This window comes from Streptomyces sp. YKOK-I1, assembly GCF_054660435.1.
The window spans coordinates 7820355-7843043 of the sequence record NZ_BAAGDR010000001.1 but is presented as its reverse complement, the minus strand read 5'-3'; the positions used below and the strand labels follow the sequence as shown (position 1 = coordinate 7843043).

At 72.7% G+C, this 22689-nt stretch carries 18 protein-coding genes and 3 pseudogenes; 9 read left to right on the top strand and 12 right to left on the bottom strand.

Annotation, left to right across the window (positions count from 1 at the left end):
• Positions 1-84: 84 nt before the first annotated feature.
• From ACYQ8Q_RS34905 to ACYQ8Q_RS34895, 3 genes and pseudogenes are all read right to left on the bottom strand, one after another.
• Positions 85-491, bottom strand: a pseudogene (locus ACYQ8Q_RS34905) (hypothetical protein).
• Positions 492-575: 84 nt separating this feature from the next.
• A complete protein-coding gene (locus ACYQ8Q_RS34900) occupies positions 576-1136 on the bottom strand; it encodes a PDZ domain-containing protein (protein WP_460070624.1) in 561 nt (186 codons plus the stop codon).
• 151 nt (positions 1137-1287) lie between these two features.
• Positions 1288-2193, bottom strand: coding sequence for a LysR family transcriptional regulator (locus tag ACYQ8Q_RS34895; protein WP_460070623.1), 906 nt, complete (start codon positions 2191-2193; stop codon positions 1288-1290).
• A gap of 87 nt (positions 2194-2280) precedes the next feature.
• On the opposite strand from ACYQ8Q_RS34895, the gene ACYQ8Q_RS34890 reads away from it, so the two are divergent.
• Entirely contained in the window at positions 2281-3015 is a 735-nt protein-coding gene (locus tag ACYQ8Q_RS34890) for a CTP synthase C-terminal region-related (seleno)protein (RefSeq protein WP_460070622.1), read from the top strand.
• On the opposite strand, the gene cyc2 is transcribed toward ACYQ8Q_RS34890, so the two are convergent.
• From cyc2 to ACYQ8Q_RS34870, 4 genes are all read right to left on the bottom strand, one after another.
• On the bottom strand, positions 3003-5180 hold the full coding sequence (gene cyc2 / locus ACYQ8Q_RS34885; protein ID WP_460070621.1) for a germacradienol/geosmin synthase Cyc2: 2178 nt from the start codon (positions 5178-5180) through the stop codon (positions 3003-3005). The genes ACYQ8Q_RS34890 and cyc2 overlap by 13 nt on opposite strands.
• Positions 5181-5296: 116 nt before the next feature.
• Positions 5297-6505: a damage-control phosphatase ARMT1 family protein gene (locus ACYQ8Q_RS34880; protein WP_460070620.1), complete on the bottom strand. Its 1209-nt coding sequence runs from the start codon at positions 6503-6505 to the stop codon at positions 5297-5299.
• A gap of 144 nt (positions 6506-6649) precedes the next feature.
• Complete coding sequence (locus ACYQ8Q_RS34875; protein WP_460070619.1) at positions 6650-7297, bottom strand: ScbR family autoregulator-binding transcription factor; 648 nt, start codon at positions 7295-7297, stop codon at positions 6650-6652.
• Between the two features lie 70 nt (positions 7298-7367).
• Entirely contained in the window at positions 7368-8234 is an 867-nt protein-coding gene (locus ACYQ8Q_RS34870) for a ScbA/BarX family gamma-butyrolactone biosynthesis protein (protein WP_460070618.1), read from the bottom strand.
• 215 nt (positions 8235-8449) lie between these two features.
• On the opposite strand from ACYQ8Q_RS34870, the gene ACYQ8Q_RS34865 reads away from it, so the two are divergent.
• Positions 8450-9100: a ScbR family autoregulator-binding transcription factor gene (locus ACYQ8Q_RS34865; RefSeq protein ID WP_460070617.1), complete on the top strand. Its 651-nt coding sequence runs from the start codon at positions 8450-8452 to the stop codon at positions 9098-9100.
• Between the two features lie 118 nt (positions 9101-9218).
• Here the strand turns inward: ACYQ8Q_RS34865 and ACYQ8Q_RS34860 are convergent, their stop codons facing one another.
• The gene (locus ACYQ8Q_RS34860; protein WP_460070616.1) at positions 9219-11030 is read right to left on the bottom strand and encodes a S8 family peptidase; all 1812 of its coding nucleotides are present in this window, start codon (positions 11028-11030) and stop codon (positions 9219-9221) included.
• Between the two features lie 307 nt (positions 11031-11337).
• Between ACYQ8Q_RS34860 and ACYQ8Q_RS34855 the strand changes: the two genes are divergently transcribed.
• Complete coding sequence (locus ACYQ8Q_RS34855) at positions 11338-12270, top strand: lytic polysaccharide monooxygenase auxiliary activity family 9 protein (protein ID WP_460070615.1); 933 nt, start codon at positions 11338-11340, stop codon at positions 12268-12270.
• Between the two features lie 18 nt (positions 12271-12288).
• Here ACYQ8Q_RS34855 and ACYQ8Q_RS34850 read toward each other — a convergent pair whose 3' ends face one another.
• The gene (locus tag ACYQ8Q_RS34850; RefSeq protein WP_460070614.1) at positions 12289-12924 is read right to left on the bottom strand and encodes a Tat pathway signal sequence domain protein; all 636 of its coding nucleotides are present in this window, start codon (positions 12922-12924) and stop codon (positions 12289-12291) included.
• 686 nt (positions 12925-13610) lie between these two features.
• On the opposite strand from ACYQ8Q_RS34850, the gene ACYQ8Q_RS34845 reads away from it, so the two are divergent.
• Positions 13611-14279, top strand: coding sequence for a DUF6230 family protein (locus tag ACYQ8Q_RS34845; protein ID WP_460070613.1), 669 nt, complete (start codon positions 13611-13613; stop codon positions 14277-14279).
• Entirely contained in the window at positions 14276-14725 is a 450-nt protein-coding gene (locus tag ACYQ8Q_RS34840; RefSeq protein WP_460070612.1) for a DUF6114 domain-containing protein, read from the top strand. Before ACYQ8Q_RS34845 ends, ACYQ8Q_RS34840 begins: the two co-directional genes overlap by 4 nt.
• A gap of 75 nt (positions 14726-14800) precedes the next feature.
• Here the strand turns inward: ACYQ8Q_RS34840 and tatA are convergent, their stop codons facing one another.
• The 3 genes from tatA to ACYQ8Q_RS34825 are packed head-to-tail and all read right to left on the bottom strand — an operon-like array spanning position 14801 to position 18249.
• On the bottom strand, positions 14801-15064 hold the full coding sequence (gene tatA / locus ACYQ8Q_RS34835) for a Sec-independent protein translocase subunit TatA (protein ID WP_460070611.1): 264 nt from the start codon (positions 15062-15064) through the stop codon (positions 14801-14803).
• Positions 15065-15080: 16 nt separating this feature from the next.
• Entirely contained in the window at positions 15081-17870 is a 2790-nt protein-coding gene (locus ACYQ8Q_RS34830; protein WP_460070610.1) for an HAD-IC family P-type ATPase, read from the bottom strand.
• Positions 17860-18249, bottom strand: coding sequence for an ArsR/SmtB family transcription factor (locus ACYQ8Q_RS34825; RefSeq protein WP_460070609.1), 390 nt, complete (start codon positions 18247-18249; stop codon positions 17860-17862). Before ACYQ8Q_RS34825 ends, ACYQ8Q_RS34830 begins: the two co-directional genes overlap by 11 nt.
• Positions 18250-18356: 107 nt before the next feature.
• Here ACYQ8Q_RS34825 and ACYQ8Q_RS34820 point away from each other — a divergent pair.
• The 4 genes and pseudogenes from ACYQ8Q_RS34820 to ACYQ8Q_RS34805 form a co-directional block, all read left to right on the top strand.
• Positions 18357-18419: pseudogene (locus ACYQ8Q_RS34820) on the top strand (hypothetical protein); the annotation flags it as partial.
• Between the two features lie 55 nt (positions 18420-18474).
• A pseudogene (locus tag ACYQ8Q_RS34815) lies at positions 18475-18706 on the top strand (SAM-dependent methyltransferase); the annotation flags it as partial.
• Between the two features lie 260 nt (positions 18707-18966).
• A complete protein-coding gene (locus ACYQ8Q_RS34810) occupies positions 18967-19983 on the top strand; it encodes a substrate-binding domain-containing protein (RefSeq protein ID WP_460070608.1) in 1017 nt (338 codons plus the stop codon).
• A gap of 70 nt (positions 19984-20053) precedes the next feature.
• Positions 20054-22684, top strand: coding sequence for a sensor histidine kinase (locus ACYQ8Q_RS34805; RefSeq protein ID WP_460070607.1), 2631 nt, complete (start codon positions 20054-20056; stop codon positions 22682-22684).
• Positions 22685-22689 lie beyond the last annotated feature (5 nt).

Sequence of the window (22689 nt, the reverse complement as noted above, 5' to 3'; positions counted from 1 at the left end):
CGGTGACTACGGGCAGCATCCTGCCCGGCCTGCGGGAGCCGCGCGAGCCGGTTCGCGCGGCGCGGGCGGTGGTGCCGGGTCCGGTCAGCTCTCCAGCGCCATGCGGACGCCGAGAAGCAGCAGCACGCCGCCGGAGACCTGCTCCAGGCGCCGGCGCGCCCCGGCCCGGGACAGCACGGCCTTCATCCGGCCGACGAACCAGACGCAGAGGCCGTGGAACCCGACCTCGTAGTGGGCCCACAGGGCGGCGAGGCCCACCTCCCCCACTGCCTCAAGGGCGTGGGAGGTGCCCCCACGGGCAGGTGCGGGGCCCCCTCGGGGACGAACTGCGGGAGGAAGGACAGGGCGACGCCGGTCTCGTTGCCGAGGACGGTCAGGAAGCCGGCGCGGCGGCTGTGCAGCGACCGCTTGATGATCAGCACGGTGCTGGGTCCGGGCGAGGCGGCGATGAGCGTGCAGGCGCCGAGGAAGGCGAGAAGGGTGCCGGGCATGGGCTCATGGTGACCCTCAGGGGGCGGCCGTGACCAGTGGTCCGACGGGCGCCGGCTCATCAGCCGCTTCCGGGCCGGGTGACCTCACACGACCACACCGGGCGTGACCCTCACCTGCCGGTGGCCGCCGTTCTCACGACGGAGCTTCAGGGTCACCCGGCGGCCGGGACGGGCCTCGCCGACCGCGCGCGCCAGATCGGCCGCCGAGCCGATCCGCGTCCCGCCGAACGCCAGCAGGACATCGCCGCGCACCAGCCCCGCCGCGTACCCGGGTCCGGGCACGTGGACGGCGACGATCCGGGCGCCCTCCCGCCCGGCGTCCACGGCCTCCAGGCCCAGGGTCGCGCGGGACGGTCGCGGGGCCGGGGTCGCCGGGGCGGCGGGACCGGCACGGTCGGCGAGGCCCCGTACCGTCTCCCGCCGGAGCTCCGCGAGCCCGCTCGTGCCGATCACGGCCGTCCCGAGCGTGCCGAGGCCGACACCGGAGAGCAGCAGCACCGCTCCGGCGAGCAGGCCGGACAGGGCGCGCGCCGGCCGGCCCCCGCGGCGGCCGGCGCGCGGGCGGCGGGCCCGGCCGCCCCGCTCGGCGCCGCCGCCGGCTTCCCGGCCGGGCAGGGGCTTGGGACGCAACGCGGTCTGTTCCATGGATCGCCTCCGGGTGGGGCTCTACCCGGCGCCGCGGTGCGTGACGTTTCCCGAACGAGTGAGACTGGTCGTGCGCGGGTGCGGAGATGCGCGGGCGGTGGGGGCCGGTCGCGCGGTTCCCCGCGCCCCCGGGAAGGGGGGCGCCGCCCCCTCATTCGCGGCGACCGGCGTCCAGATCACCCGCGTGCGTTCCTGCCCCCGTGGACAGCTCCTGCGCCAGGAGCCCCGCCGCGCCCGTCGGCGCGCCCCCGTGGACGAGTTCCGTGCGGTGGACGAGCCGGGGCTCGGTGACCGGCACGGCGACCGCGCCGGGCACTCCGGTGGCGGCCGAGCGGGGCAGCAGCGCGAGGCCGTGGCCGGCGGCGGCCAGCGCGGTCAGCAGCCGGACGTCGGTGCCGTCGTAGCGCAGGGCGGGCCTGAAGCCCCGGCCGCCGTTCGCCGCGCGCAGCCGGGGCAGCGGGAGGGCCGTGCCGGGGGCGTCCAGCCAGCGGGCGTCGGCGAGGTCGCCGAGGCGCAGGCCGGTGCGGCGGGCCAGGGGGTGGGTCGCAGGGAGCAGGACGCACACGGGTTCCTCCGCCACGCCGTACGTGGTCAGCGGCGCCACGTCGGGCAGCCGGAGCGGGTCGCTGGGCGCGGCCAGGCCGTCCACCAGGCCGAGGTCGGCGGTGCCTGCGGCGACGGCGGCCGGGACCTCGTCGCGGGCGAGGACGCGCAGGGTCACCCCGGCGGGCGGAAGCGCGGCGAGGGCCGCAGGGAGCAGGGCGGTCGGGGAGGTGGCGAGGGTCAGTCCGTGCGCGGGCGCGGCGGCCATCCGTACGACGTCCGCGCGGGCCGCCTCCAGGCGCAGCAGCAGCGGGCCCGCGTGCTCCAGGAGCCTCTCGCCGGCCGCCGTGGGGGTGACGGGGCGGCGGGTGAGCAGCGCCGCGCCGAGATCCTGTTCCAGGGCCGCGATGTGCTGGGAGACGGCCGACTGGGTGTAGCCGAGTTCCCGGGCGGCCTCGGAGAAGGAGGCGAGGCGGGCGACGGTGACGTAGGTGCGCAGGAGGTGCGGGTCCATACGGCCAGCGTCTCATCAGGACTGCTTATCGAGAGAGCAGAAATCATCGTTGGACGTGAACGAGACACCGCGCCCAGGATGAGGGACATGACGGAAACAGCAGCTCGGATCGCCAAGGTCGCCCTGGTCGGCGACCGCTCCCCCCATGTCGTCTCGCACACCCGCGTCCCCCTTCTGCTGGACGCCCTCGCCGCCCGGGACCGCCTGGTCCTGGACGCCTACTGGATCTCGTCCGAGGACGCGGAGGCACCGGACGCCGTGCGCGGCTTCGACGCGGTGTGGGTGCTGCCGGGCAGCCCGTACCGCAGCGAGGCGGGCGTGCTGGCCGCGATCCGCACCGCGCGCGAGACGGGCATCCCCTTCCTCGGCACCTGCGGCGGATTCCAGCACGCCCTGCTGGAGTTCGCGCGGAACGTGTGCGGACTCCCGCACGTGGCGCACGCCGAGAACGACCCGGACGCCGACGACTTCCTCATCGCGCCGCTGGCGTGTTCGCTCGTCGGCCACGAGGGCGTCGTCACGATCGAGCCGGGCTCGCTCGCCGAGTCCGTGATCGGCTCGGAGCGCACGGTCGAGCGCTACTTCTGCGCCTACGGCCCCTCCCGCCACCTCGACACCCTGCGCGCCCACGGGCTGCGCTTCTCGGGCCACGACGAGGACGGGCACGTCCGGATCGCCGAACTCCCGGGCCATCCCTTCTTCCTGGCGTCCCTCTTCCAGCCGGAGCTGTCCGGCGACGGCTCGCGCCCGCACCCGGTCGTCCGGGCGCTGGCGCGGGCCGCGGTCGAGCATGCCGCCCGGACGGAGCGTCAGCCCGTCTGACCCGCCGGACGGGCGACGGGCGCCGTGGGGACGCGGTCCGGGAGGAAGCCGTGGGAGCGCCGGGCCAGGAAGGCCGGCTTGTAGCGGTCGACCTCGCGGTGCCAGTGCAGGACGCCCGCCATCCAGTTCTGGAGGTCCGCCACATAGCCCCCGAGGGCGGCGCGGGCCTCGGCGGACAGCTCGAAGTCGTCGTACAGGACCGGCAGTTCGTGCGCGGCGATGTGCTCGAACTGCCGCATCCGCTGGGTCATCAGGTCATGGACGATGCCGAGCGCGGTCGGGTAGTCGCACCCGAAGAAGTGCTGCACGACGAGGATCGCGTTGTGCATCTCGCCCTCGTACTCGATCTCCTTCTGGTACGAGAACACGTCGTTGGTGAGGCAGCCGTAGTCGATGGCGGCGTTCTCCAGGGCCTGCACGGGTCCGGTGCGGTAGATCTCCGGCGGGACGGCGGGCCCCCGGCCCATCCGGCACATGCTCAGGGTGAGGTCGGAGCCGAAGGTGGCGCGGCGCATCTCCAGGTAGTCGACCGGGTCGGGGACGCGGTTCTGGAGCTGGTTGGACAGCTCCCAGACCCAGCTCTCGGTCATCTTGTCGACGGCGGCGCGCAGCGGGCGCCGCTCCTCGGGGGTGAGGCCGGCGGTGGTGCGGGCCCACAGGTCGATCAGGCCGCGCTCCATGCCGTTGACCGGCACGACGGGCACCGGCTCGTCCCCGACGGGCATACAGGCCGAGAGGCGCGCGGTGGTGAGGCGGGCGGCGGCCAGGTCGTGGCGGCGGCCGAAGACCAGGGGGTAGTAGTCGTCGCCGTAGGTGCCCCAGGCGAGCCACTGGGCGCTGAGGTCGAGGGCCTCGGGGGCGGCGTCCGGATCGAGGCCGGCCGAGCACAGCGGGAGGTCGTAGGCGTCGAGCTTGTCCTCGTCCCAGACGCCCTCGGCCAGCATGCCCGTCCCGTGCATCCACGCCGTCAGCCGGGGCCGGGCCGCCGCCAGATGGGGGCTGAGCTCGACCTGGTACGGCATGCGGAAGTCGGGCAGCAGCGACGGGCCGACCTTCTGGAACGGCATGTGCGCGTACGCCCGCAGGCGCTCCGAGGCGGCCGAGGCGAGCAGCGCCACGACATCCGCGGCGGTGGTGCCGGGACCGGTCAGCCGCTGCCAGGGGGCGACGGAGACGGCGCCCTGGTTCATGTAGCGGCTGGAGCGCAGATGCCACTCGTGGCCGCCGGACTGCCAGTCCTGGAGGCCCTTGGTGTAGGCGGCGACGGCGGCGACCTCGTCGGGGCGCAGGCCCTTCTCCAGGGCCAGCGCGGGCACTTCGGTGAACGCGGTGTGCTCGAACTGGTGGAGGCGGGAGGTGAGGATGTCGTTGACGGTGTCGGCGGCCTCCTGGGTGGTGCAGCCGAAGAAGGTCTCCAGGACCAGCACGCCGTTGCTGTTCTCGCCCTCGTCCTCGACCTCGCGCTGGTAGGAGAACAGGTCGTTGCGCAGGTGCACGGCGTCGGAGAACGTCTCCATCAGCACCCGCAGCGGCCTCGTTCCGGCGACGGAGGCGGGCACCTCGGCGGTGGCGTACTCCACGAGCCCCGCCGACCAGGGCGCGCCGCCCACCTTGCGGCGCATCTCGATGTACTCGACGGGGTTGGCGATCCGTCCCCCGTCGATGTTGGACAGCTCCCACATCGACTCGTTGAGCAGGTGTTCCGTGGCCACGGCGAAACGGCGCCGCCAGTCCGGCGACATGGCGGGCACCGTGCGCGCCCACAGGTCCTTCAGACCCGCCTCGACCGGATTGCGCGGCTCGGGTACGGGCGCCGCCGGGTCCAGCGGCATGAACAGCGGGAGCCGGTCCAGATGGGCCTTGCCGGCGGCGCGGTCGGGAGTGCGCTTGAACATGTCGAGGAAGTGGTCGTCGAAGAAGAACACCCACACGTACCAGTCCGTGATCAGCGACAGCGCGGGGCCGTCGCAGTCGGGGTGGGTGTAGGCGCAGAGCAGGCCGTAGTCGTGCGCCTCCAGATCGGCCTGCTCCCAGATCCCGGACCCCTCCAGCATGCCCATGTCGCGCGCCCAGCGCGTCGAGTGGGCACGAGCCTCCTCGACGTGCGGGTTCAGCCGCGCGGGGTGCGGCATGTAGAAGTGCGGGAGTTCGAACGGCTGCTTCATGGCCGGGGCCCTACCCGGGGCCCCCGACACCCATCCGTACGGCGGCACATGATCACACCATCGCGTGAACGGGGCGGCCGGGCTTGCGATTCGGGGACGTCCGCGCCGGCCGCCGCTCAGTCCCGGACCTGGATCAGGGCGTGGGTGCCGCCGGTGCGCCAGCGCCCGCCCTCCGCCGCGTCCAGGGCGGACTCGGTCTCCTCGGTCAGGCCGGTGATCACCTCGGACTTGAGGGTGCGCAGGGCCGCGACCGGGCCGGGGAAGTACCCGACGGTGTCGGCGAAGGGGGTGGTGGGCGGCCAGCGGCGGTCACCCACCAGACGGCGGTAGTTGAGGTCGCCCTTGACGACGGTCAGGTCGGCCGCGGCGAACTCCGCGCGCAGATCGGGCGGCAGTTCGGCGTACGGCAGTGGTGCGGCGGCGAAGGGGTGGGCGCGGACGGCGAGGGTGCCGTCCGCCGTCGCCGCCCACAGCCGGCGGCCGTACGCGGCGGCCTCGCCCGGGGCGGCCGTGAGCGTGCGGAGCGCGTCGACGACGTCGGCGGGCGTGGCGTCGGAGACGTAGTACGGGTACGGCTTGACATGCAGGACGACCCGGCCGGCCCGGCCCTGTTCGAGGAGATGGGCGGCGAGGAGGAGGTCGGGGATCAGTTCGCGGCCTGCGTTGTCGGCGATCAGGCAGACCGTGCCGGGGGTCCTCCGGCCGGCCGGGAGGAGCGCCCACAGGGCCTCGCTGTCGTCGGCGACCAGTCCCGGCGCCGCGTCCCGTGCCTCGGCGTCGGCGTCGGAGAGGCGGAAGCCGAGGTCGGCGCGGTTGCCCCAGAGCGAGCCGTGCAGCAGGGCGCGGGCGCGTTCGTCGGCCGGGCGGGTCCGCAGCGGGTCGAGCGCGGCCAGTTCCTCACCGGTCTCGGGTGCGTCGAGTTCGGCTCGCTTGAAGGGCTGGAACGGGTCGATGCCCCGCCAGACGCCGGGGCCGAAGTGGCCGACGGCTTCGAGGAGTCGGCGGTAGAAGTAGCTCTCCGCCCACAGCCACGGGGTCTCGAACCAGGACCGGCCCGTGCAGGTGTCGAGGCCCCATCGCCGCCAGCGGTCGACGTCGGGCGCGTCGGCGGGGAGCGGTTCGACCACGCCCTTCAGACAGCTCTCCAGCAGCGCGTCCAGGGCGTGGTGCACGGCGGGGTCCCAGGGGAAGGCGTCCCGTACCTGCCGGATGATCGCCGGGTGCCGCTCGGCGAGGACACCGTGAGGGAAGGAGCCGGGCTCGTCGCCGAGGATGACGGGCGGCGGGGCCGGGACGCCGGGCGGCGGGGTGGGGGTGTCGGGCATACGGCTCACCGTAGCGCCCGGCCCGCTCCACCCGGCCGTCGTCCGGCCCCGCGCGGTACGTCACCGCGGCGCCGCTCAGCTGTCGGCTCCGCCGCGCCCGTCTCGGCCCTCAGCCCTCAGCCCTCAGCCCTCAGCCCTCAGCCCTCAGCCCGCCATGATCTCCCGCTCCAGTCGCGCCGCGAGGCTGAGGTAGCGCGGGCGGCGCGGGACCGGCACCAGGCCGCGGATGAGGACGTACCACATCTCGGCCATCCGGCGCGGCAGCCGGGCCGCCGGTTCACGGGAGCGGCCCACCACCCGGGTGCCCACGAAGAAGCAGACCAGGGAGTGGGAGACGGCGTCGATGTCGACGTCCGGATGGATGTCGGACTCCTTCACCGCGCCCATGAGCCGGCGGTTCATCAGCTCCAGCCACTCCGCGAACGGATGCCGCAGTGGTGGCTTGACCGGCACTCCCCCGGTGGCGAGCCGGAGCCCCGCGCGGGCGATCGGGCCCTCGACCGAAAGCCGCGCGAGGCCGAACGTGAGGCGCATCAGCGCTTCGAGTGCCGGATAGCCCCGGTCGTCGATCTCGCCGGCGACCCGGCGAGAGGCCTGGGACTGCAACTCCATGATGGCGTGGGCGAGATCCTCCTTGGCCGCGAAATGGAAGTAGAGCGCTCCCTTGGTGACACGGGCGTGCTCGACGATCTCACTGAGGCTCGTCGATTCGTAGCCGTGCCGGTCGAACAGATCGGCAGCGGCCGTGATGATCGTCGCGCGGGTCTGTTCGGCGCGTAACTGCCTCGCCATCGACTGGACTCTCCTGGGCCGGTAAAGAACGGGTCATGCCGTTTGTTTCTTACCCCCAGTACACAATAGCTCACCGTGCGGCGGTACCCACCAGGCATGTGAAGACCGTCGACTCCCCTTGCGTTCCGAGGACTTGCACATCGGTTCCATGGCCTCCCTTTGCCTCGATCCAGATGGGTTCGTCCAGTTCGGCGTAGCGATGGAAGAGCGCGTGATACAGAACAGCCGACCGTCCGTCGGCTCCGAGCAGCCGGGCCACCTGACGGGCGGCCTCCAGAAGGAGCATGCCGGGAACATGGTCGAGCGGATGGTCGAAGAAAACGGGGTGTGCGGTATCTACTCGCAACTGCCAGCGATCGGGGCCGTCGGCCGGGGCGAGGACCACATCGGTGGGCAGCGCGCGGTCCACGTCGGCCGGGGAGAGACCGGCCGGCAGCGGGGTCACGGTCACCGACTCGGGGGTGCGCCCGCCGCGCAGCCGGCGGTAGACGGGCCCGGCGACGACGGTGAAGGAGACGTCCGCCGCGGCCACCGGTTCGCCCTCGCGCAGCACCCGCGCGGTGTACCGGGCGCCGGAAAGGCGTCGGCCGCGGTACTGGACCTCGGCGAAGAGCAGCTCCAGCTCCGGCTCGGCCGGCCGTGGGTCCACCGCCAACTTCTCGGCCACCGCGTGGACTTGGAACTCCTGCATGACGAACTGGTGATCCAGCGGAACGCCGTACTCGGCGTGCGTGATGAGGGTGCCGGCCTGGCGGACCGTTTCGACGACCAGCAGGGGGTCATAAGCGGACCAGTCGGGCGACACGTGTAACCCATGGGCCCGTGGCCACTGGGCGGAGACCGAGAACCGGTCCTCCCCGGTACGCCGCCAGCCGGTGAGCAGGGTCTCCGACAGGGCCGCGCGATGCACGAGCTGGCGAGGCACGGTGGCGGTCAAGGACGGAGCGTCGGCAAGCTGCCGCGGTCGAGTCATGTCTCTCCCTACGGTCCCCCGAAGGCCATGGCAGACGGCGAACCGTCCGCTCCGGTAAGCGTTAGAGTACGAGGCGACCGGTTTGTTTTCAATGAGATCAGTCGACGGCATCCTATGATCGGGGCGGACCGCGGTCGATCGCGCGTTCTTGCCCAACTCGCTGCCGTGAAGGGGCTCTTATGGCGAAACAGGAGCGCGCCATCCGGACGCGCAGGGCGATCGTGGAGGCGGCCGGCGCGGTCTTCGACGAGCACGGCTACATGTCCACCACCATCTCCATGGTCCTGGAACGTGCCGAAGTCACCAAGGGCGCCCTGTACTTCCACTTCCCGTCGAAGGAATCGCTCGCCCACGCGGTCCTGAACGAGCAGGTGCCGTTCGGCGCGGTGCCGCCGCAGGCCTGCAAGCTCCAGGAGATCGTCGACATGACCTTCGTGGTGGGTCAACGGCTGCTGAGCAACGCGTTGTTGCGGGGCAGTGTGCGGCTGGCGGTGGACATGGAGACACCGTCCGGGATCGATCACGGCGAGCCGTTCCGGCAGTGGGCCGAGCGGCTCACCGACCTCTTCGAACTGGCCCGCGAGCGAGGTGAGCTGCTGCCCACGGTGAGGCCCCGGGAGACCGTGGAGCTGCTGGTGGGCTCCTTCACCGGTATCCAGTTGATGTCACGGGCGCTGACCGGCCGCGCGGACCTCGCCGACCGGCTGTCGGTGATGTGGGCGCACATCCTGCCGAGCATCGCGGTGTCGGGGGTGCTGCCGCGTCTGGACACCCGGGCCGACCGCGGGCAGCGGGTGCTGGCCTCGCTGGAGGAGCGCGCGGCCTCCTGACGGCGTAAGGGACCGCGCGAAAGGGCGCGTGAAAAACAGTGCGGCGGGCCGGCCGGTGTCCATCCACACCGGTCGGCCCGCCCGTCTCAGCTCACGCGGGGCGTTCCCCGCGGTCGGCTCAGAAGGTCAGCTTCCAGCCGTTGAGGGTGCCCGTGTCCTGCGCGGCCACGTCCTGGACCTTCAGCTTCCAGGTGCCGTTCGCGGCCTCGCTGGAGGCGTCCACCGTGTAGGTGGTGTTGACGTTGTCCGCGGAGTCCGAGGTGCTGGAGGCCTTCAGGCGGTACGTCGAACCGTCCGGGGCGACCAGGTCGACGACCAGGTCACCGCGGTAGGTGTGGGTGATGTCGACGGCGACCTTCAGGGTCGAGGGCGCGTTGCCGCTCAGTCCGCTGACGGCGATGGAGGAGGTGATCGCCGCGCCGTTGTCCGGGACGGCGACCGCGGTGCTGCTGGAGAACGTGGTGCCGCCGGTCGAGCCGCCGCCGGTGCCGCTCACCGCCGCCACCGTCTTCGCCGCGTCGGCCAGACCCGCGCCGCAGCCGCCGGAGCAGGCGCCGGGCAGCGCACGGGCGTTGTTCTTGATGGCGGTCTCGATCTGCGCCGGGGTCAGCGCGGAGTTCGCCGACTTCATCAGCGCGACCAGGCCCGCGATGTGCGGGGTGGCCATGCTGGTGCCCTGGTAGTAGGCGTACGACTCGGTCGACGGCGTCTTGCTGCCGGAGTTCAGCGTGGACAGGATGCCGTTGGCGGTGCCGGTGCTGGTCTGGCCGCCGGGGGCGGAGATGTCCACCAGGGAGCCGTAGTTGGAGTAGGACGCCTTGGCTCCGGTACGGCTGGTGGCGGCGACCGAGATGACGTTGTTGCAGTTGCCCGGCGAGTGGTTCGCGACGTTGTCGTTGTCGTTGCCGGCCGCCACGACGACGGTGGTGCCGCGGTTCACGGCCGCGGTGATCGCGCTCTGGGTGGCGGAGGTGCAGGCGCCGTCGCCGCCCAGGCTCATGTTGATGACCTTGGCGACATTGGTGTTGGCGGGCACACCGGAGACGGTGCCGCCGGACGCCCAGGTGATGGCGTCGATGATGTCGGAGTCGTAGCCGCCGCACTTGCCGAGGACACGGACCGGGGAGATCTTCGCGCCGTAGGCGATGCCCGCGACACCCTTGTTGTTGTTCGTGACGGCGGCGATGGTGCCGGCCACATGGGTGCCGTGCCAGGAGGAGGTGGAGGCCGGGATGCCCGAGCCGCACTCGTTCGCGTTGTACCAGTCCCCCGGGTCGGCCGGGTTGCTGTCGCGGCCGTCGCCGTCCACCGAGACCGCGGTGTCGGCGATGAAGTCGTAGCCGCCGACGATGTTCGCGGCGAGGTCGCTGTGGGCGACGTAACCGGTGTCGATGACGGCGACGGTGACTCCGCTGCCGGTCGAAGTGGCCCAGGCGCCGGGGACGTTCATACCGGCGGTGGTCTCGTAGAGGTCCCACTGCTTGGCGTACTCGGTGTCGTTCGGGTCGGCCTGGGGCGTGTTGAGCCGGTCCGGGACGACATAGGCGACCTGCGGGTCCGCCTGGTACCGCGCGACGACGTCGGCGACGTCCGCCCGGGTGAGGTCCTCGCCCAGGTCGACCAGGGCCGCGCCGGTGCCCAGCCGGCGCCGGAAGTCGACGTCCTCGCCGGCCTGCTCGCCCTTGGCGGCGGCGTCGGCCTCGGCGGCCGCGTTCGACGTGGCCTCGTCGGCACCGGACTTGTAACCGACGATGAGGCGCTCGGCGACCGTGCCGGGGGCGGCCTCGGTCTGCGCGGCGGGCACGGCGGAAGCGGCGGGAGCAGTGTCCTGGGCGGCGACCGCGGAGGCGGTGGAGGCGGCGGTGAGCAGGGCCGCGGAGAGCGCGGCGGCGGATATCAGCTGTCGCCTGAGAGCGGGTGAGGTGCGCAAGGGCGTGCCTTTCGTGGCCGGCTCCGGGCAGGCAGCGCGGAGCAACGGTCGATCGCTTCGGCGTCGAAGCGGAGGGGGGTGGAACGCGATGGCCGGCCAGGCGCGGGAAGCTGCTTCCGCCAGGGGTTACCTGTGGTTCAGCTGTGCAGGAACGATAGGCAAAGGAATGGTCATCCCGATACGGGGGAAACCCTCGATCCGGCCGGAAACCCACCCTTGACGCATGCAGGGGTGGACTGAACGCGCCGGTCGCGGTTCCCGTACTGGACTGAACACACCGCCCGCGCCGGCCGAGGAGACGTCCCCGATGCCCCGGATGACCGCACACCGCAGCGCCGCCCTTACGGCGGCCGCCGTGAGTCCCCTGCTGCTGAACCTGTGGGCCGCCGGCCCCGCCCTGGCCCATGGCGCGCCCACCCAGCCGTCCAGCCGGGTCTACGGCTGCTCCCCGGAGGGCACGCAGACCGGCAGCGCGGCCTGCAAGGCGGCGATCGCCGCCAACGGGACGTCGTTCGCCGCCTGGGACAACCTGCGGGTGGCGAACGTCAACGGCCGTGACCGGCAGACGATTCCGGACGGCAAGCTGTGCAGCGGGGGGCTGTCCGCCTACCAGGGGCTGGACCTCGCACGCGCCGACTGGCCGACGACCCGGCTGACGCCGGGCGGGACGCTGAGGATGACGTACGCCTCGACGATCCCGCACACCGGGACCTTCCGGCTCTATCTGACGAAGCAGGGCTACGACCCCACGAAACCGCTCACCTGGGACGATCTCCCGGAGCGCCCGTTCGCCGAGGTCAAGGACCCGACGCTGAGCCAGGGCGCCTACCGGTTCAGCGCGAAACTGCCCGCCGACCGGACGGGGCGTCAGGTGCTGTACACGATCTGGCAGAACAGCAGCACGCCCGACACGTACTACTCGTGCTCCGACGTGGTGTTCTCGGAGGAGAAGGAGGCAAAGGCCGCGGCGACGCCTTCGGCAAAGGGCTCGGCGACACCTTCGTCGGCCGCGCCGACCGCCTCCGCCACAGCCACCGCGTCCACGGCGGCCGCCGGCTCGTCGGAGCCGGCCGCCGCCTCGCCCGCACAGACGGGCGCGGACGCACCCGGGAGCACCCCGGTGGCGTCCGCCACCGGAGCTAGTTCGGGTCCGTCCGCGCCGCTGCTGGCGGGCGGCGCCACCGCCGTGCTGGTGCTCACCGGTGGCGTCGCCCTGGCGCTGCGTCTGCGCCGGCGCTGAAGTCCTCTGTTACGAGGGTCAGTTGACGGTGACCGCGTCGGTCCCGTCGGTCACCGGGGCGTACGTGGCGGTGAAGTAGCCGGCCGAGGGGCAGAGCGTCGAGCCGGACGACTTGGCGAACGCCTGGTTGCTGAAGGCGATGCTGTTGTCGGTGTTGCTCGCCGTGCCGGCCAGGCTGGGCGCCTGGTAGACACAGGTGATGCTGCCCAGCAGGGTGCGCAGGACGAGCGTGGTCTGGACCGTGGAGCCGCTGGGCGGGGTGACCGCGACGACGCCGTCCGAGGTGACCGTGGTGGTGTACGGCAGGTTGTTGACGGTGACGCTGGTGACGCCGGTGACACCGAGGACGTTCGAGGTGCAGTTGCTGAACGTCTGGCCGGTGAGCGACTCGGTGGCGGTGCCCGGGGCGGCCGGGTTGTCGGTGACCGCGGCGGTGAAGGTGGACGTGGTGCAGGTGACGCCGCTGGTACCGGTCGCGCTGTTGTACAGCGTCGCGGTGGTACCGCTGGCCAGGGACGCGGTGAGGACGTCGCCGACCGCGACATCGCCGTTGACGGTGGTCAGGACCGCGCCGGCCGCGGAGGCCGGGGTGACGGCCGGGAGGGTGAGCGCGACGGCGGTACCGGCGACGGCAAGAAGGGAGCGGATGCGCATTGGCGGGTGCCTCTCTCTGAACTGGGGGGTGTTTCGGGGGAGTTGGTTGGATCGTGGGTGCCGTTCGCAACGTGGGGGGACGCGACGCGGCGTCCGCCGTTGCCGGCCCGTGACGCCTTCTCCGTACGTGACGGACCGGCAACGGCAGCCGGCCGGTGACCGGCCGGAGTCACTGGAGGGTGACTCCGGCCGGGCCGGGCGGGATGGGCGACCGGATGCGGCCCGCGGGGGGAAGCGGCCGTACCGGTGCCGGATGGGGATCGGACTCGGGTGGATCCGCCCACAGGGAACGGAAGGTCCGGGAGCGCGGTGGTCGCCGCGCGGCGGATCCGGCGCCACGGATCCGGGCCGAGCCACGGATACGGGCTGAGCCAGGGAGAGTTGTAGACCTGAGGTTCCGTCAACGTCAATACGTTGTAAGCAAGTTGATGATCTGACAGATATATGCAGGGAACATGTGACGGACTTGATCCACAGGCGCCACATGATGAACACTCTTTTTCCACATCTCCCTTGACCCCTTGCTGTAACCATCGGTAACTTCCTCGTTGGCTACTGCTGCGTAACGTGAAAGCCCTTACGGCTTCCGGGAGTTGCGAGGAGGCGTGCGCGGCAGCCGCTGTCCGCGCCAGGACAACGCGCCACTGAAGCCCGACCCGCACCACTTCAAGCGCATGGGAGCAGACATGGCCTCGTCCCCGGACGCCACGCCGTCCGACGACAACACCCCCGGGAACCCGGAAAGCGGTTCCTCCGGCAGACGCGGCCGGGTCCGGCTGCGCCGGGCCGCGGTGATGGCGGTGCCGGCCGCCGCGGTCGCCGCCGGCCTCGCGATCCTCACCGCCGAGGGCGCCCTCGGCGTGCAGTTCGCCATCTCGGGCATGCCGTTCGTGGTCACCGGCGACAAGCTCGACGGCACCGGATTCGAGCAGTTCGGCGCGCTGGACAGCATGATCGAGAACAGCCCCAACCAGGGCGACACCGGTGGCCAGGTCCTGGTCGTCACCTCGGTCGTGAAGAACGGCGACATCACCAACATGTGCCAGAGCGTCGACCTCGGCGGCATCCAGCTCCTGCTCACCGCGGGTGGCGACGGCACGCCGGTGCACGTGGAGAACCTGGCCATCGACTCCGACGTCATCAAGGGTGACGCCGAGTTCCACGGCATCGAGATCGGTGGCGACGCCAGCACCTTCAACAAGGGCGGCGTGAAGGGCCCCGAGGGCGTCTACGGCCAGCAGGCCGACACCGTCCTCATCAAGAACCTGTACCAGCACAACTACGCGGCCACCGCCGGCGTCTTCAAGCTGCCCGACCTGCACATGCGGTTCGGGACCGGGGGTTGCCCTCAGTGAGCGGCGAGAGCCAGTGGCGCAGCACCTACCGTGCCTGGCGAGGGCGTCGGCCCTTCCTGGGCGGGGTGCTGCTCACGCTCGGCGGCGCCGAGATCCTGGTGACCATGAAGGCGCCGCTTCCGGTCATCCTGCACATCGGTATGCAGGGCCTGGCGGGTTACCTCCTGCCCACCCTGATGCTCGTCTGCGGCCTGCTGATCGTCTTCAACCCGGCGCAGCGGCTGTTCTACTCCGTGATCGCGGTACTGCTCTCGCTGGCCACCTGGGTCACGTCCAACCTGGGCGGGTTCTTCGTCGGCCTGCTGCTGGGCGTCGTGGGCAGTTGCATGACGTTCGGCTGGCTGCCCGACCAGGATCCGAGGGTGAGCCGTCGCAAGCGGCGCAAGGCGGCCCGGGCGGCCGCCGAGGCGCTCCAGCCGCCCGCGCTGCCGGGCGAGCCCGCCTGAGGCAGGCGTTCGACCACACCGGCGGGGCCGGGACCACCTGCGCACGGCAGGACGGTCCCGGCCCCGCCGGTTGTCTCAGTACGCGGTGGCGGGCGGTTCCGCCGGAGAGGTCGTGACCTGAGCGGCCGTGACCGGAGTGGTCGTGACCGGGGTCTGCGCCTCGGAGACGGTGCCGCCCGCGGCGCCGTCCTCCTTCATCGCCCTGGCCTCGCTCTTGAGGATGCGCATCGACTTGCCGAGGGCGCGCGCCGTGTCCGGCAGCTTCTTCGAGCCGAACACCAGGACGACGACGACCGCCACGACCAGCAGGTGCCAGGGCTCCAGTCCATTGCGCAGCATGCTCGAGACCTCTCCGTCAGCAATGGTTGCTATGTTGCGCAACTGTACAACCCGCAGGCTCCTCGCACCGAGCGCCCCGAGCCCACCGAGCGCCCCGGCGCAGGGCCAGTGCGTACAGACCGAGGACGGTGGTGAGCAGCAGGTAGTACGCCGGCGGCAGCGCGGTCATGCCGAGCCGCGCGCCCAGCGGGCTCGGCGGCAGCAGCAGTCCGACGGCGCCGAGCAGGGCGGCGGCCCGGGCGACGGGCCCCGTGCCCGCGCCGCCGCGTCCGGTGCGCAGCAGCACCATCACCAGGGCCTGGGTGAGCAGGTTCTCGGTGAACCAGGCGGAGTGGAAGACGGCCTCGTCGTCGACCGCGTCGGGGCCGTGCAGGGCGAGGGCGAGCACCCCGAAGGTGGCGAGGTCGGCGACCGCGTTGAGCGCGCCGAACCCGGTGAGGAACCGCAGGAAGGAGCGGGGCCGCAGCCCGGCGGGGCGGCGCAGCGCGGCGGCGCCGGGACGGTCGTACGCGAAGGCGAGCTGGGCGGCGTCGAAGCACAGGTTCTGCACGAGCACCTGGGCCGGGAGCATCGGCAGGAACGGCAGCAGCAGACCCGCCGTGAGCATCGCGAGGACGTTGCCGAGGTTGGAGGAGAGGGTGACGCGCAGATACGAGGCGATGTTGCCGCTGCTGTGCCGGCCCGCAGCGACGGCGTGACCCACGGCCGCGAGGTCCTTCTCGCCCAGGACGACGTCTGCGCACTCCCGGGCGACGGCACAGGCCGAGCGCGGCGCGATGCCGACGTCGGCGGCGCGCAGGGCGGGGGCGTCGTTGACCCCGTCCCCGAGGAACCCCACGATGTGCCCGGCCGCCCGCAGCTCCTCGACCACGCGCGCCTTGTCGGCGGGGGTGCACCGGGCGTGCACGGTGAGGCCGGGGACGGCGGGTCCGGCAGCGGCGCGCCCTTGCGCTGCCGCAACGTGCCCCGCGTCCGGCCCGTGCCCCGCGTCCGCGCCTACGCCGCCGGCGCCCGCGCCCTCACCCACGACCGCCGGGTCGGCACCGTAACCCGCCTCCGGACTCTGCCCCGCACCCGCACCTCCGACCCCCGCACCCACGACCGCCGGGTCCGTACCGGTGCCGCCGGTCGGGGGCCGTCCGTCCGCTTCCGGGCCGGTGTCCGCCCCGACGACCACCCGGTCCGGCTCCCACCCCAGCTCGCGGCAGACGCGGGTGGCCGTGCCCGGGTGGTCCCCGGTCAGGACGCGGACCGTGACGCCCTGGTCGAGCAGGCCGCGCAGGGTCTCGGCGGCCTCCGGGGCGAGGGTGTCGCGGAAGGTGACCAGACCGCGGAAGGTGAGGCCGCGTTCGTCGGCGGGGGTGTAGGGGCGGGTGCGCGCGGGGCGCTGCGCGGTGGCGACGGCGAGCAGGCGCAGACCGCCGTCCGCCTCGCGCCGGGCGAGCGCGGCCAGCCGGTCCCGCTCCCCTTCCGCCAGGACACACCGGTCCAGGACATCTTCCACCGCGCCCTTGACGACCAGCGTGTGGGTGCCGGGACGGGGGCCGCGCAGCACCGCGGTGGCCAGGCGCCGGACCGGGTCGTGGGGGACGGCGTCCACTGCGTCGTACGCCTCGGGGCCGTCCGCCCCGGGATGCGCGGCCGCCTCCAGGAGCGCCTCGTCGAGGGTGTCCGGCTCGGGGAGTTCGGCGAGCTGGAGGGTCCACCAGGCGTTGACGGCGGCCCAGTGCAGGGAGCCGGGGTCGTCGTGGCCGTCCGGGCCGAGGGAGCGGTCGACGACCGGGCGGTCCTGGGTGAGGGTGCCCGTCTTGTCGACGCAGAGGACGTCGATCGCGCCGAGGTCGTGCAGGGCGGGCAGCCGTTTGACGATCACGCCGTGGGTACGGGCGAGCAGCGCCGCGCCCCGGGCCAGACAGGTGGTGACGATCACCGGGAGCATCTCGGGCGTGAGGCCGACGGCCACCGCGACCGCGAAGGGCAGGGTCTCCAGGCCCCGGCCGCGCAGGGCGGCGTTCGCCATCAGCACCAGCGGCGGGGTGAGCAGCATGAAGCGGATCAGCACCCAGGAGATGCCGTGCACGGACCGGTCGAAGGCACTGGGCTCCCGTCGTCCCGGCCCGTCGAGCGCGGCGGCGATCCGGGTGTGCGCCCCGGTGGCGAGGACCACGGCGGTGGCGCTGCCGGAGGCGATGCCGCCGCCCTGGAAGCAGAGGTGGGACTCGGCGGCGGGGTCCGGGCTCTGCGCGGCCGACTTCGCGACCGGCGCCGACTCGCCCGTCAGCGCGGACTGGTGCACGGTGAGGCCGCGGGCGCGCAGCAGTCGTACGTCCGCCGGGACGAGGTCGCCCGGGCCGAGCCGGATCACATCGCCCGGGACGAGATCGGCGACCGGCAGCTCACGGGCCCGGGGCGGCTCCCCGTCGGCCGGGCGGCGCAGCACGGTGGCCGTGCCGGCGACCAGGGCGCGCAGCCCGGCCAGGGACCGGTCGGCGCGGTGCTCGCCGCTCGCGCGGAGCGCCACGCCGACCGCGACGAGCGCGAGGATCACGGCGGCGGTGCCCCAGGAGGCGACGAGCGCGGAGACCAGGCCGAGGACGAGGAGGACGGTGGTGAAGGGGTCCCGGGTGCCGCGCAGCAGCAGCCGGGGCCAGGAGGCGGGGCGGGCCGCGGGCGGTGTGTTGTCGCCGGTGGCGGCGAGCCGGGCGGCGGCCTCGGCGTCGGTCAGCCCGCGCGGCCCGCTCTCCAGGCGGCGCAGCACCTGCAGGGCGGTGCCGTCGGCGCCGGTGGCGGGTGCGTCAGAGGCCACGGAGACGGGCGGCCGGGCGGGCGGCCCCGGCGACGCGGTCGGACCGGCCGGACGGACGGGTCCGGTGGTCGGCCGGGTCGCTCCGGTCGGCGAGGCGGTCCATGGCCAGGCGGACGACGTCCACGACGTCCGGGTCGTCGACGAAGTAGACCTGGCGGCGGCCTTCGCGGCGGGAGCGGACGAGACCGGCCAGCTTCAGCTTGGTCAGATGCTGGCTGACGGCCGGCAGCGCGCCGCCGACCCGCTCGGCGAGCCCCGTCACATCGCTCTCGCCGTGGGCCAGCGCCCACACCAGGTGCAGCCGGGCCGGGGAGGCGAGCAGCCCGAAGGTCTCGGCCGCGTGCGCGAGCACCTCGGCCGCGGGATCCTCGAACGCCACGGTGGTCGACCTCCTCGGCTGGGCGTGAACCGGTTCAGTGTAGGGGGCGGTCGTTTCCGGCTCCGTACGCCTGTTCAACCGGCTCACGGGAGTGGGAGGTTGGACGTATGAGCCCTGAAGAGACCGACACCGGGACAGCTCACCCCGCGCGGGTCTACGACTGCCTCATCGGCGGCGAGGACCACTTCCCGGCGGACCGCGAGGCCGGTGACGCGATGCCGGGCGGCTCGGACCGTGATCGCGATCGCGCGCTTCCCGCTGGACGAGGACGACACGGTGGGCCTCGTGCGCCGGCTGCTCGATCCGCCGCCCCCGGGCAACCGCGTTCTTCACGGGGCTCGGCCTGGTCGAGCCCGGCATCGTCCAGGCGCACCGCCGGCGTCCCGACGGTACGGGCACCGAGGTGCCGTGCGACGAGGACATCGCGATGTACGGGGCGGTGGCGCGCAAGCCCTGACCCGCGGTGACGCGGCGCGTTCCGCAATTTTGACGATCATTCAATCAACCTGCGGCTATGCTCCCTTTCGCCCCCTCCGGTCCCGTCCCACATCACGATGCGGCAGCAGCACCTCACCCCAAGTGGTTGTTTACTTGACTACCAGCGGTCACACACGGTTGGCTCCGAGCCAGCGATAGCGTCTCGTCGGCGCCCACCCCGTCGCTCCGGCGGCGCAGCCCCGTCCTCATGCTCTGCCGCACAGCGAGGTGCAGCCCCCCATGAACAGTCCCCTCCCCGCCTCACCGCCTCCAAGACCCGCCGGCCCCACCGGATCGGTGCGCCTGACCGTCCTCGCGGTCACCTGCGCCCTGTTCCTCGCCGGCTGTTCCGACGACGGCTCCTCCGGGTCGGACGGAGCGAGCGGCTCCGGCGGCCGGATGAAGGTCGCACTGGTCACCCACGGCGCCAAGGGCGACGCCTTCTGGGAGCTGGTGCGCAAGGGCGCCGAGGCCGCGGCCGCCAAGGACAACGTCGAGCTGAGCTATGCGAGCGACGCCGACGCGGCCGGTCAGGCCGAGCTGGTGCGGGACGCGGTCCGCGACAACGTGGACGGCATCGCGGTGACGCTGGCCAAGCCGCAGGCGATGAAGAGCCCGGTGGCCGCGGCGAAGGCGGCCGGGATACCCGTGGTCGGTCTCAACTCCGGTATCGACGACTGGCAGTCGACCGGAGCGCTGGAGTACTTCGGCCAGGACGAGAGCGTCGCGGGCCGGGCGGTCGGCGACAAGCTCGACGGCCTCGGTGCGAAGCACGCCCTGTGCGTCATCCACGAGCGCGGCAACATCTCCCTGGAGGCCCGCTGCGCCGGTGTGAAGAAGACGTTCACCGGGGAGACCGAGATGCTCTACGTGGACGGGACCGACATGGACGCGATGACCGCCGCCGTGACGGCACGCCTCCAGCAGGATCCCGGCATCGACGAAGTGATCGCCAACGGGGCGCAGTTCGCGCTCGCCTCCGTCGACGCGGCGAAGAAGGCGGGCAGCAAGGCGAAGGTCGCCACCTTCGACCTCAACAAGGACCTGGTCGGGGCGGTCCGTGACGGCAGTGTGCAGTTCGCGGTGGACCAACAGCCGTATCTCCAGGGCTATCTGGCCGTGGACGCGCTCTGGCTGTACCGGACGAACGGCAACATCAGCGGAGGCGGTGTGTCCCCCGTCCTGACGGGGCCGGCCTTCGTCACGAAGGCCAATGTCTCCGACGTGGCACGGTTCGCCGCCGACGGCACGCGCTGACCCGGCGGCCCACGCCGGTCCCCCGCCCCTCTCCCCGCATCCGCTCCCCGCTGATCACCCTAGGACGACCATGTCTCCACGGACAGGTGCCCGGCGCCGGCGTCTCGGCTCCATACGTCTCTCCCTGATACTCCTGGCGCTGGTGCCCAGCGTCACGCTCGCCGCCATGTGGGGTGTGACGACGATCCAGATGTTCTCGGAGGGGCTGCGGCTGCGCACGCAGACCGAACTGAGCCGCTCCACCGGCGCGATGGGCACCGAGGCGACCCTTGCGCTCCAGCAGGAGCGCAGTCTGTCGGCCGTGTGGCTGGCCTCCGGGGGCGACACCGCCCGCGCCGCGCTGGACGCCCAGCGCAGGAGGACGGACGGGGCCGTCGCCAAGCTGGTCTCCCGGGCCGACGACATCCAGCAGGCGCCCGAGCGGGTCAAGGACCAGTTGTACTCGGTCGTCGCCTCGGTGAGCAGCCTGGAGTACTACCGGGGCCAGGTGGACCGTCCCACGGGCATCACCGCCGCGCAGGCCCTGGACCAGTACACCTCGATCATCGACGTCCAGATCCACGCCTTCCAGGAGCTGTCGCAGGTCGACGACGGCGACCTCACCTCGGAGGCCGGGCCGCTCGTCGCGCTGGAGCACGCGGCGGAACTCGTCTCGGAGGAGGACCTCCGGCTGACCCTGGCGGGGCCCACGGGGCGGATGGACCAGAAGACCTGGTCGCAGTTCGCCCAGACGGTGAACACCCGCCGCTGGCTGGTGGAGGACCAGATCGTCCCCTCCCTCACCGGGGCCGCGAAGACCGAGACCGAGAAGATCCTCACCAGCTACCAGTGGCAGATCCTGCAGTCCATCGAGGACAAGGTGCTCGCGGCCGGGGCCGAGCGGGACAAGAAGGGCCTGGTCGTCCTGCCGGACGTGCAGAAGCAGTGGCGGGCCGCGCTCATCGAGGTCTCCGACCAGTACGCGGCGCTCATCCAGCGGCAGACCGCCTCGCTGCTCCAGCACAGCGCGGACAACGCGCGCTCCCTGCTCATCAAGGCCGCCTCGCTGAGCGCCGGCGGTCTCGTCGCCCTGCTGCTGTGCGTCGGCATGTCCTGGCGGATCACCCGGTCGCTGTCCCGGCGGCTGCGCGGTCTGCGGATGGCGACGCTCAGTCTGGCGCAGGAACGGCTCCCGGACGTGGTGGCGCGGCTGGACCGGGGAGAGACTGTCGATGTGGAATCGGCGACCCCGCCGCTGGACTACGGCGGCGACGAACTCGGCCAGGTGGCCGCGGCGTTCAACGCGGCGCAGCGCACCGCCGTGCACACCGCGGTCGAACTCGCCGACACCCGGAGGGGTTTCCAGAAGGTCATCCTCGGCATCGCCCGGCAGAGCCAGAACCTGGTCAACCTCCAGCTCAGCAAGCTCGACGCGCTGGAGCGCACCCACCAGGACCCGGAGGTCCTCAAGGGACTGTACGAACTCGACTCCACGGCCAGCCAGTTGCGCCGGTACGAGGAGAACCTCGTCATCATCAGCGGCGGCCGGCCCGGGCGCAGCTGGTCGGAGCCGGTGGCGCTGATCGACATCCTGCGCAGCGCGGTCGGTGAGGTGGCCCAGTACCAGCGGGTGGAGGTGCACACCGAGGAGGACCTCTACATCGCGCCGCCCGCGGTGGCCGACGTGATCCATCTGCTGGCCGAGCTGATCGACAACGCGACCTCGTACTCGGCGGCGCCGAGTCCGGTGGGAGTGCGGGCCTCGATGGTGGCCAAGGGGCTGGCGATCGAGGTCGAGGACCGCGGTCTCGGTCTGTCCGAGGAGGACTACGAGTCCTTCAACGCGCAGTTGGCGGTGCCCCCGCAGTTCGACGTGGTCGCGCTCGCCGACGACCTGCGGCTCGGCATGTTCGTGATCGCCCGGCTGGCCACCCGGCACGGCGTCGCGGTGACCCTGCGCCCCTCGCCGTACGGCGGTGTCACGGCGATCGTCCTGGTCCCGCACGACATCGTGGTCCGCGAGACCACCGCCCCGCTCGCCCCGGCCGCGCCCGAGCCGGTGGACACGATCCGCAGACTGTCCGAGGCCCTGCGGGGGCTCTCGGACCAGGCGGAACCGGCCGTGGCCGACGAGATGTCCGACGGGTCCGGTACGGCCGTGGAGCCGGCCGGCGCCGAGAAGCCCGCGTCCCCGTCCACGACCGGGCCCGAGCCCGGTCGGCCCCACGGCGGGCGCACCCCACCGCTGCCGCGACGCGACAAGGCCGCCGCCATCCAGGAGGCCTCCGCACCGGCGGGCGGCCCGAGGAACACGAACGGCACGCCGTCGTCCCCGGCCGCACCCGAGTCCGCGTCCGAGTCCCGGCACGCGCACGAGCACCAGCACGAGCACGAGCACGAAGAGGCACCCCGCTCCCCCGGGCTCGCGACCGCCGGTGCCGGGGCCCGGGCGAGTGGGCTCAGGCCGTTGCCGCAGCGGGTTCCGCAGACCAGCCTCGCCGCCGAGTTGCGGGAGGAGGCGCCCCCCTGCGAGGAGGACGGTTTCCCCGACGACTTCACGGCCGAGCGCGCGGCCTCCTCCCTCGCCGGTTTCCAGCGCGGCACGCTCCAGGCACGCGACCACGAGGACACCGATGCCGACGACGCCGTACCCCCGCCCGGTCCGGCGGTCACCGCCGCAGGCGCCACCCAGACCCCGACCCCGCCCGCCGACCGCTCATGAAGGAC

Excerpts from the sequence above, each read along its gene's own strand:
- ACYQ8Q_RS34805 (WP_460070607.1), top strand. The coding sequence starts at position 20,054 with ATGTCTCCACGGACAGGTGCCCGGCGCCGGCGTCTCGGCTCCATACGT.
- ACYQ8Q_RS34845 (WP_460070613.1), top strand. The coding sequence starts at position 13,611 with ATGGCCTCGTCCCCGGACGCCACGCCGTCCGACGACAACACCCCCGGG.
- ACYQ8Q_RS34890 (WP_460070622.1), top strand. The coding sequence starts at position 2,281 with ATGACGGAAACAGCAGCTCGGATCGCCAAGGTCGCCCTGGTCGGCGAC.
- ACYQ8Q_RS34880 (WP_460070620.1), bottom strand. The coding sequence starts at position 6,505 with ATGCCCGACACCCCCACCCCGCCGCCCGGCGTCCCGGCCCCGCCGCCC.
- ACYQ8Q_RS34875 (WP_460070619.1), bottom strand. The coding sequence starts at position 7,297 with ATGGCGAGGCAGTTACGCGCCGAACAGACCCGCGCGACGATCATCACG.
- ACYQ8Q_RS34855 (WP_460070615.1), top strand. The coding sequence starts at position 11,338 with ATGCCCCGGATGACCGCACACCGCAGCGCCGCCCTTACGGCGGCCGCC.
- ACYQ8Q_RS34865 (WP_460070617.1), top strand. The coding sequence starts at position 8,450 with ATGGCGAAACAGGAGCGCGCCATCCGGACGCGCAGGGCGATCGTGGAG.
- cyc2 (WP_460070621.1), bottom strand. The coding sequence starts at position 5,180 with ATGAAGCAGCCGTTCGAACTCCCGCACTTCTACATGCCGCACCCCGCG.
- ACYQ8Q_RS34900 (WP_460070624.1), bottom strand. The coding sequence starts at position 1,136 with ATGGAACAGACCGCGTTGCGTCCCAAGCCCCTGCCCGGCCGGGAAGCC.
- ACYQ8Q_RS34850 (WP_460070614.1), bottom strand. The coding sequence starts at position 12,924 with ATGCGCATCCGCTCCCTTCTTGCCGTCGCCGGTACCGCCGTCGCGCTC.
- tatA (WP_460070611.1), bottom strand. The coding sequence starts at position 15,064 with ATGCTGCGCAATGGACTGGAGCCCTGGCACCTGCTGGTCGTGGCGGTC.
- ACYQ8Q_RS34895 (WP_460070623.1), bottom strand. The coding sequence starts at position 2,193 with ATGGACCCGCACCTCCTGCGCACCTACGTCACCGTCGCCCGCCTCGCC.
- ACYQ8Q_RS34810 (WP_460070608.1), top strand. The coding sequence starts at position 18,967 with ATGAACAGTCCCCTCCCCGCCTCACCGCCTCCAAGACCCGCCGGCCCC.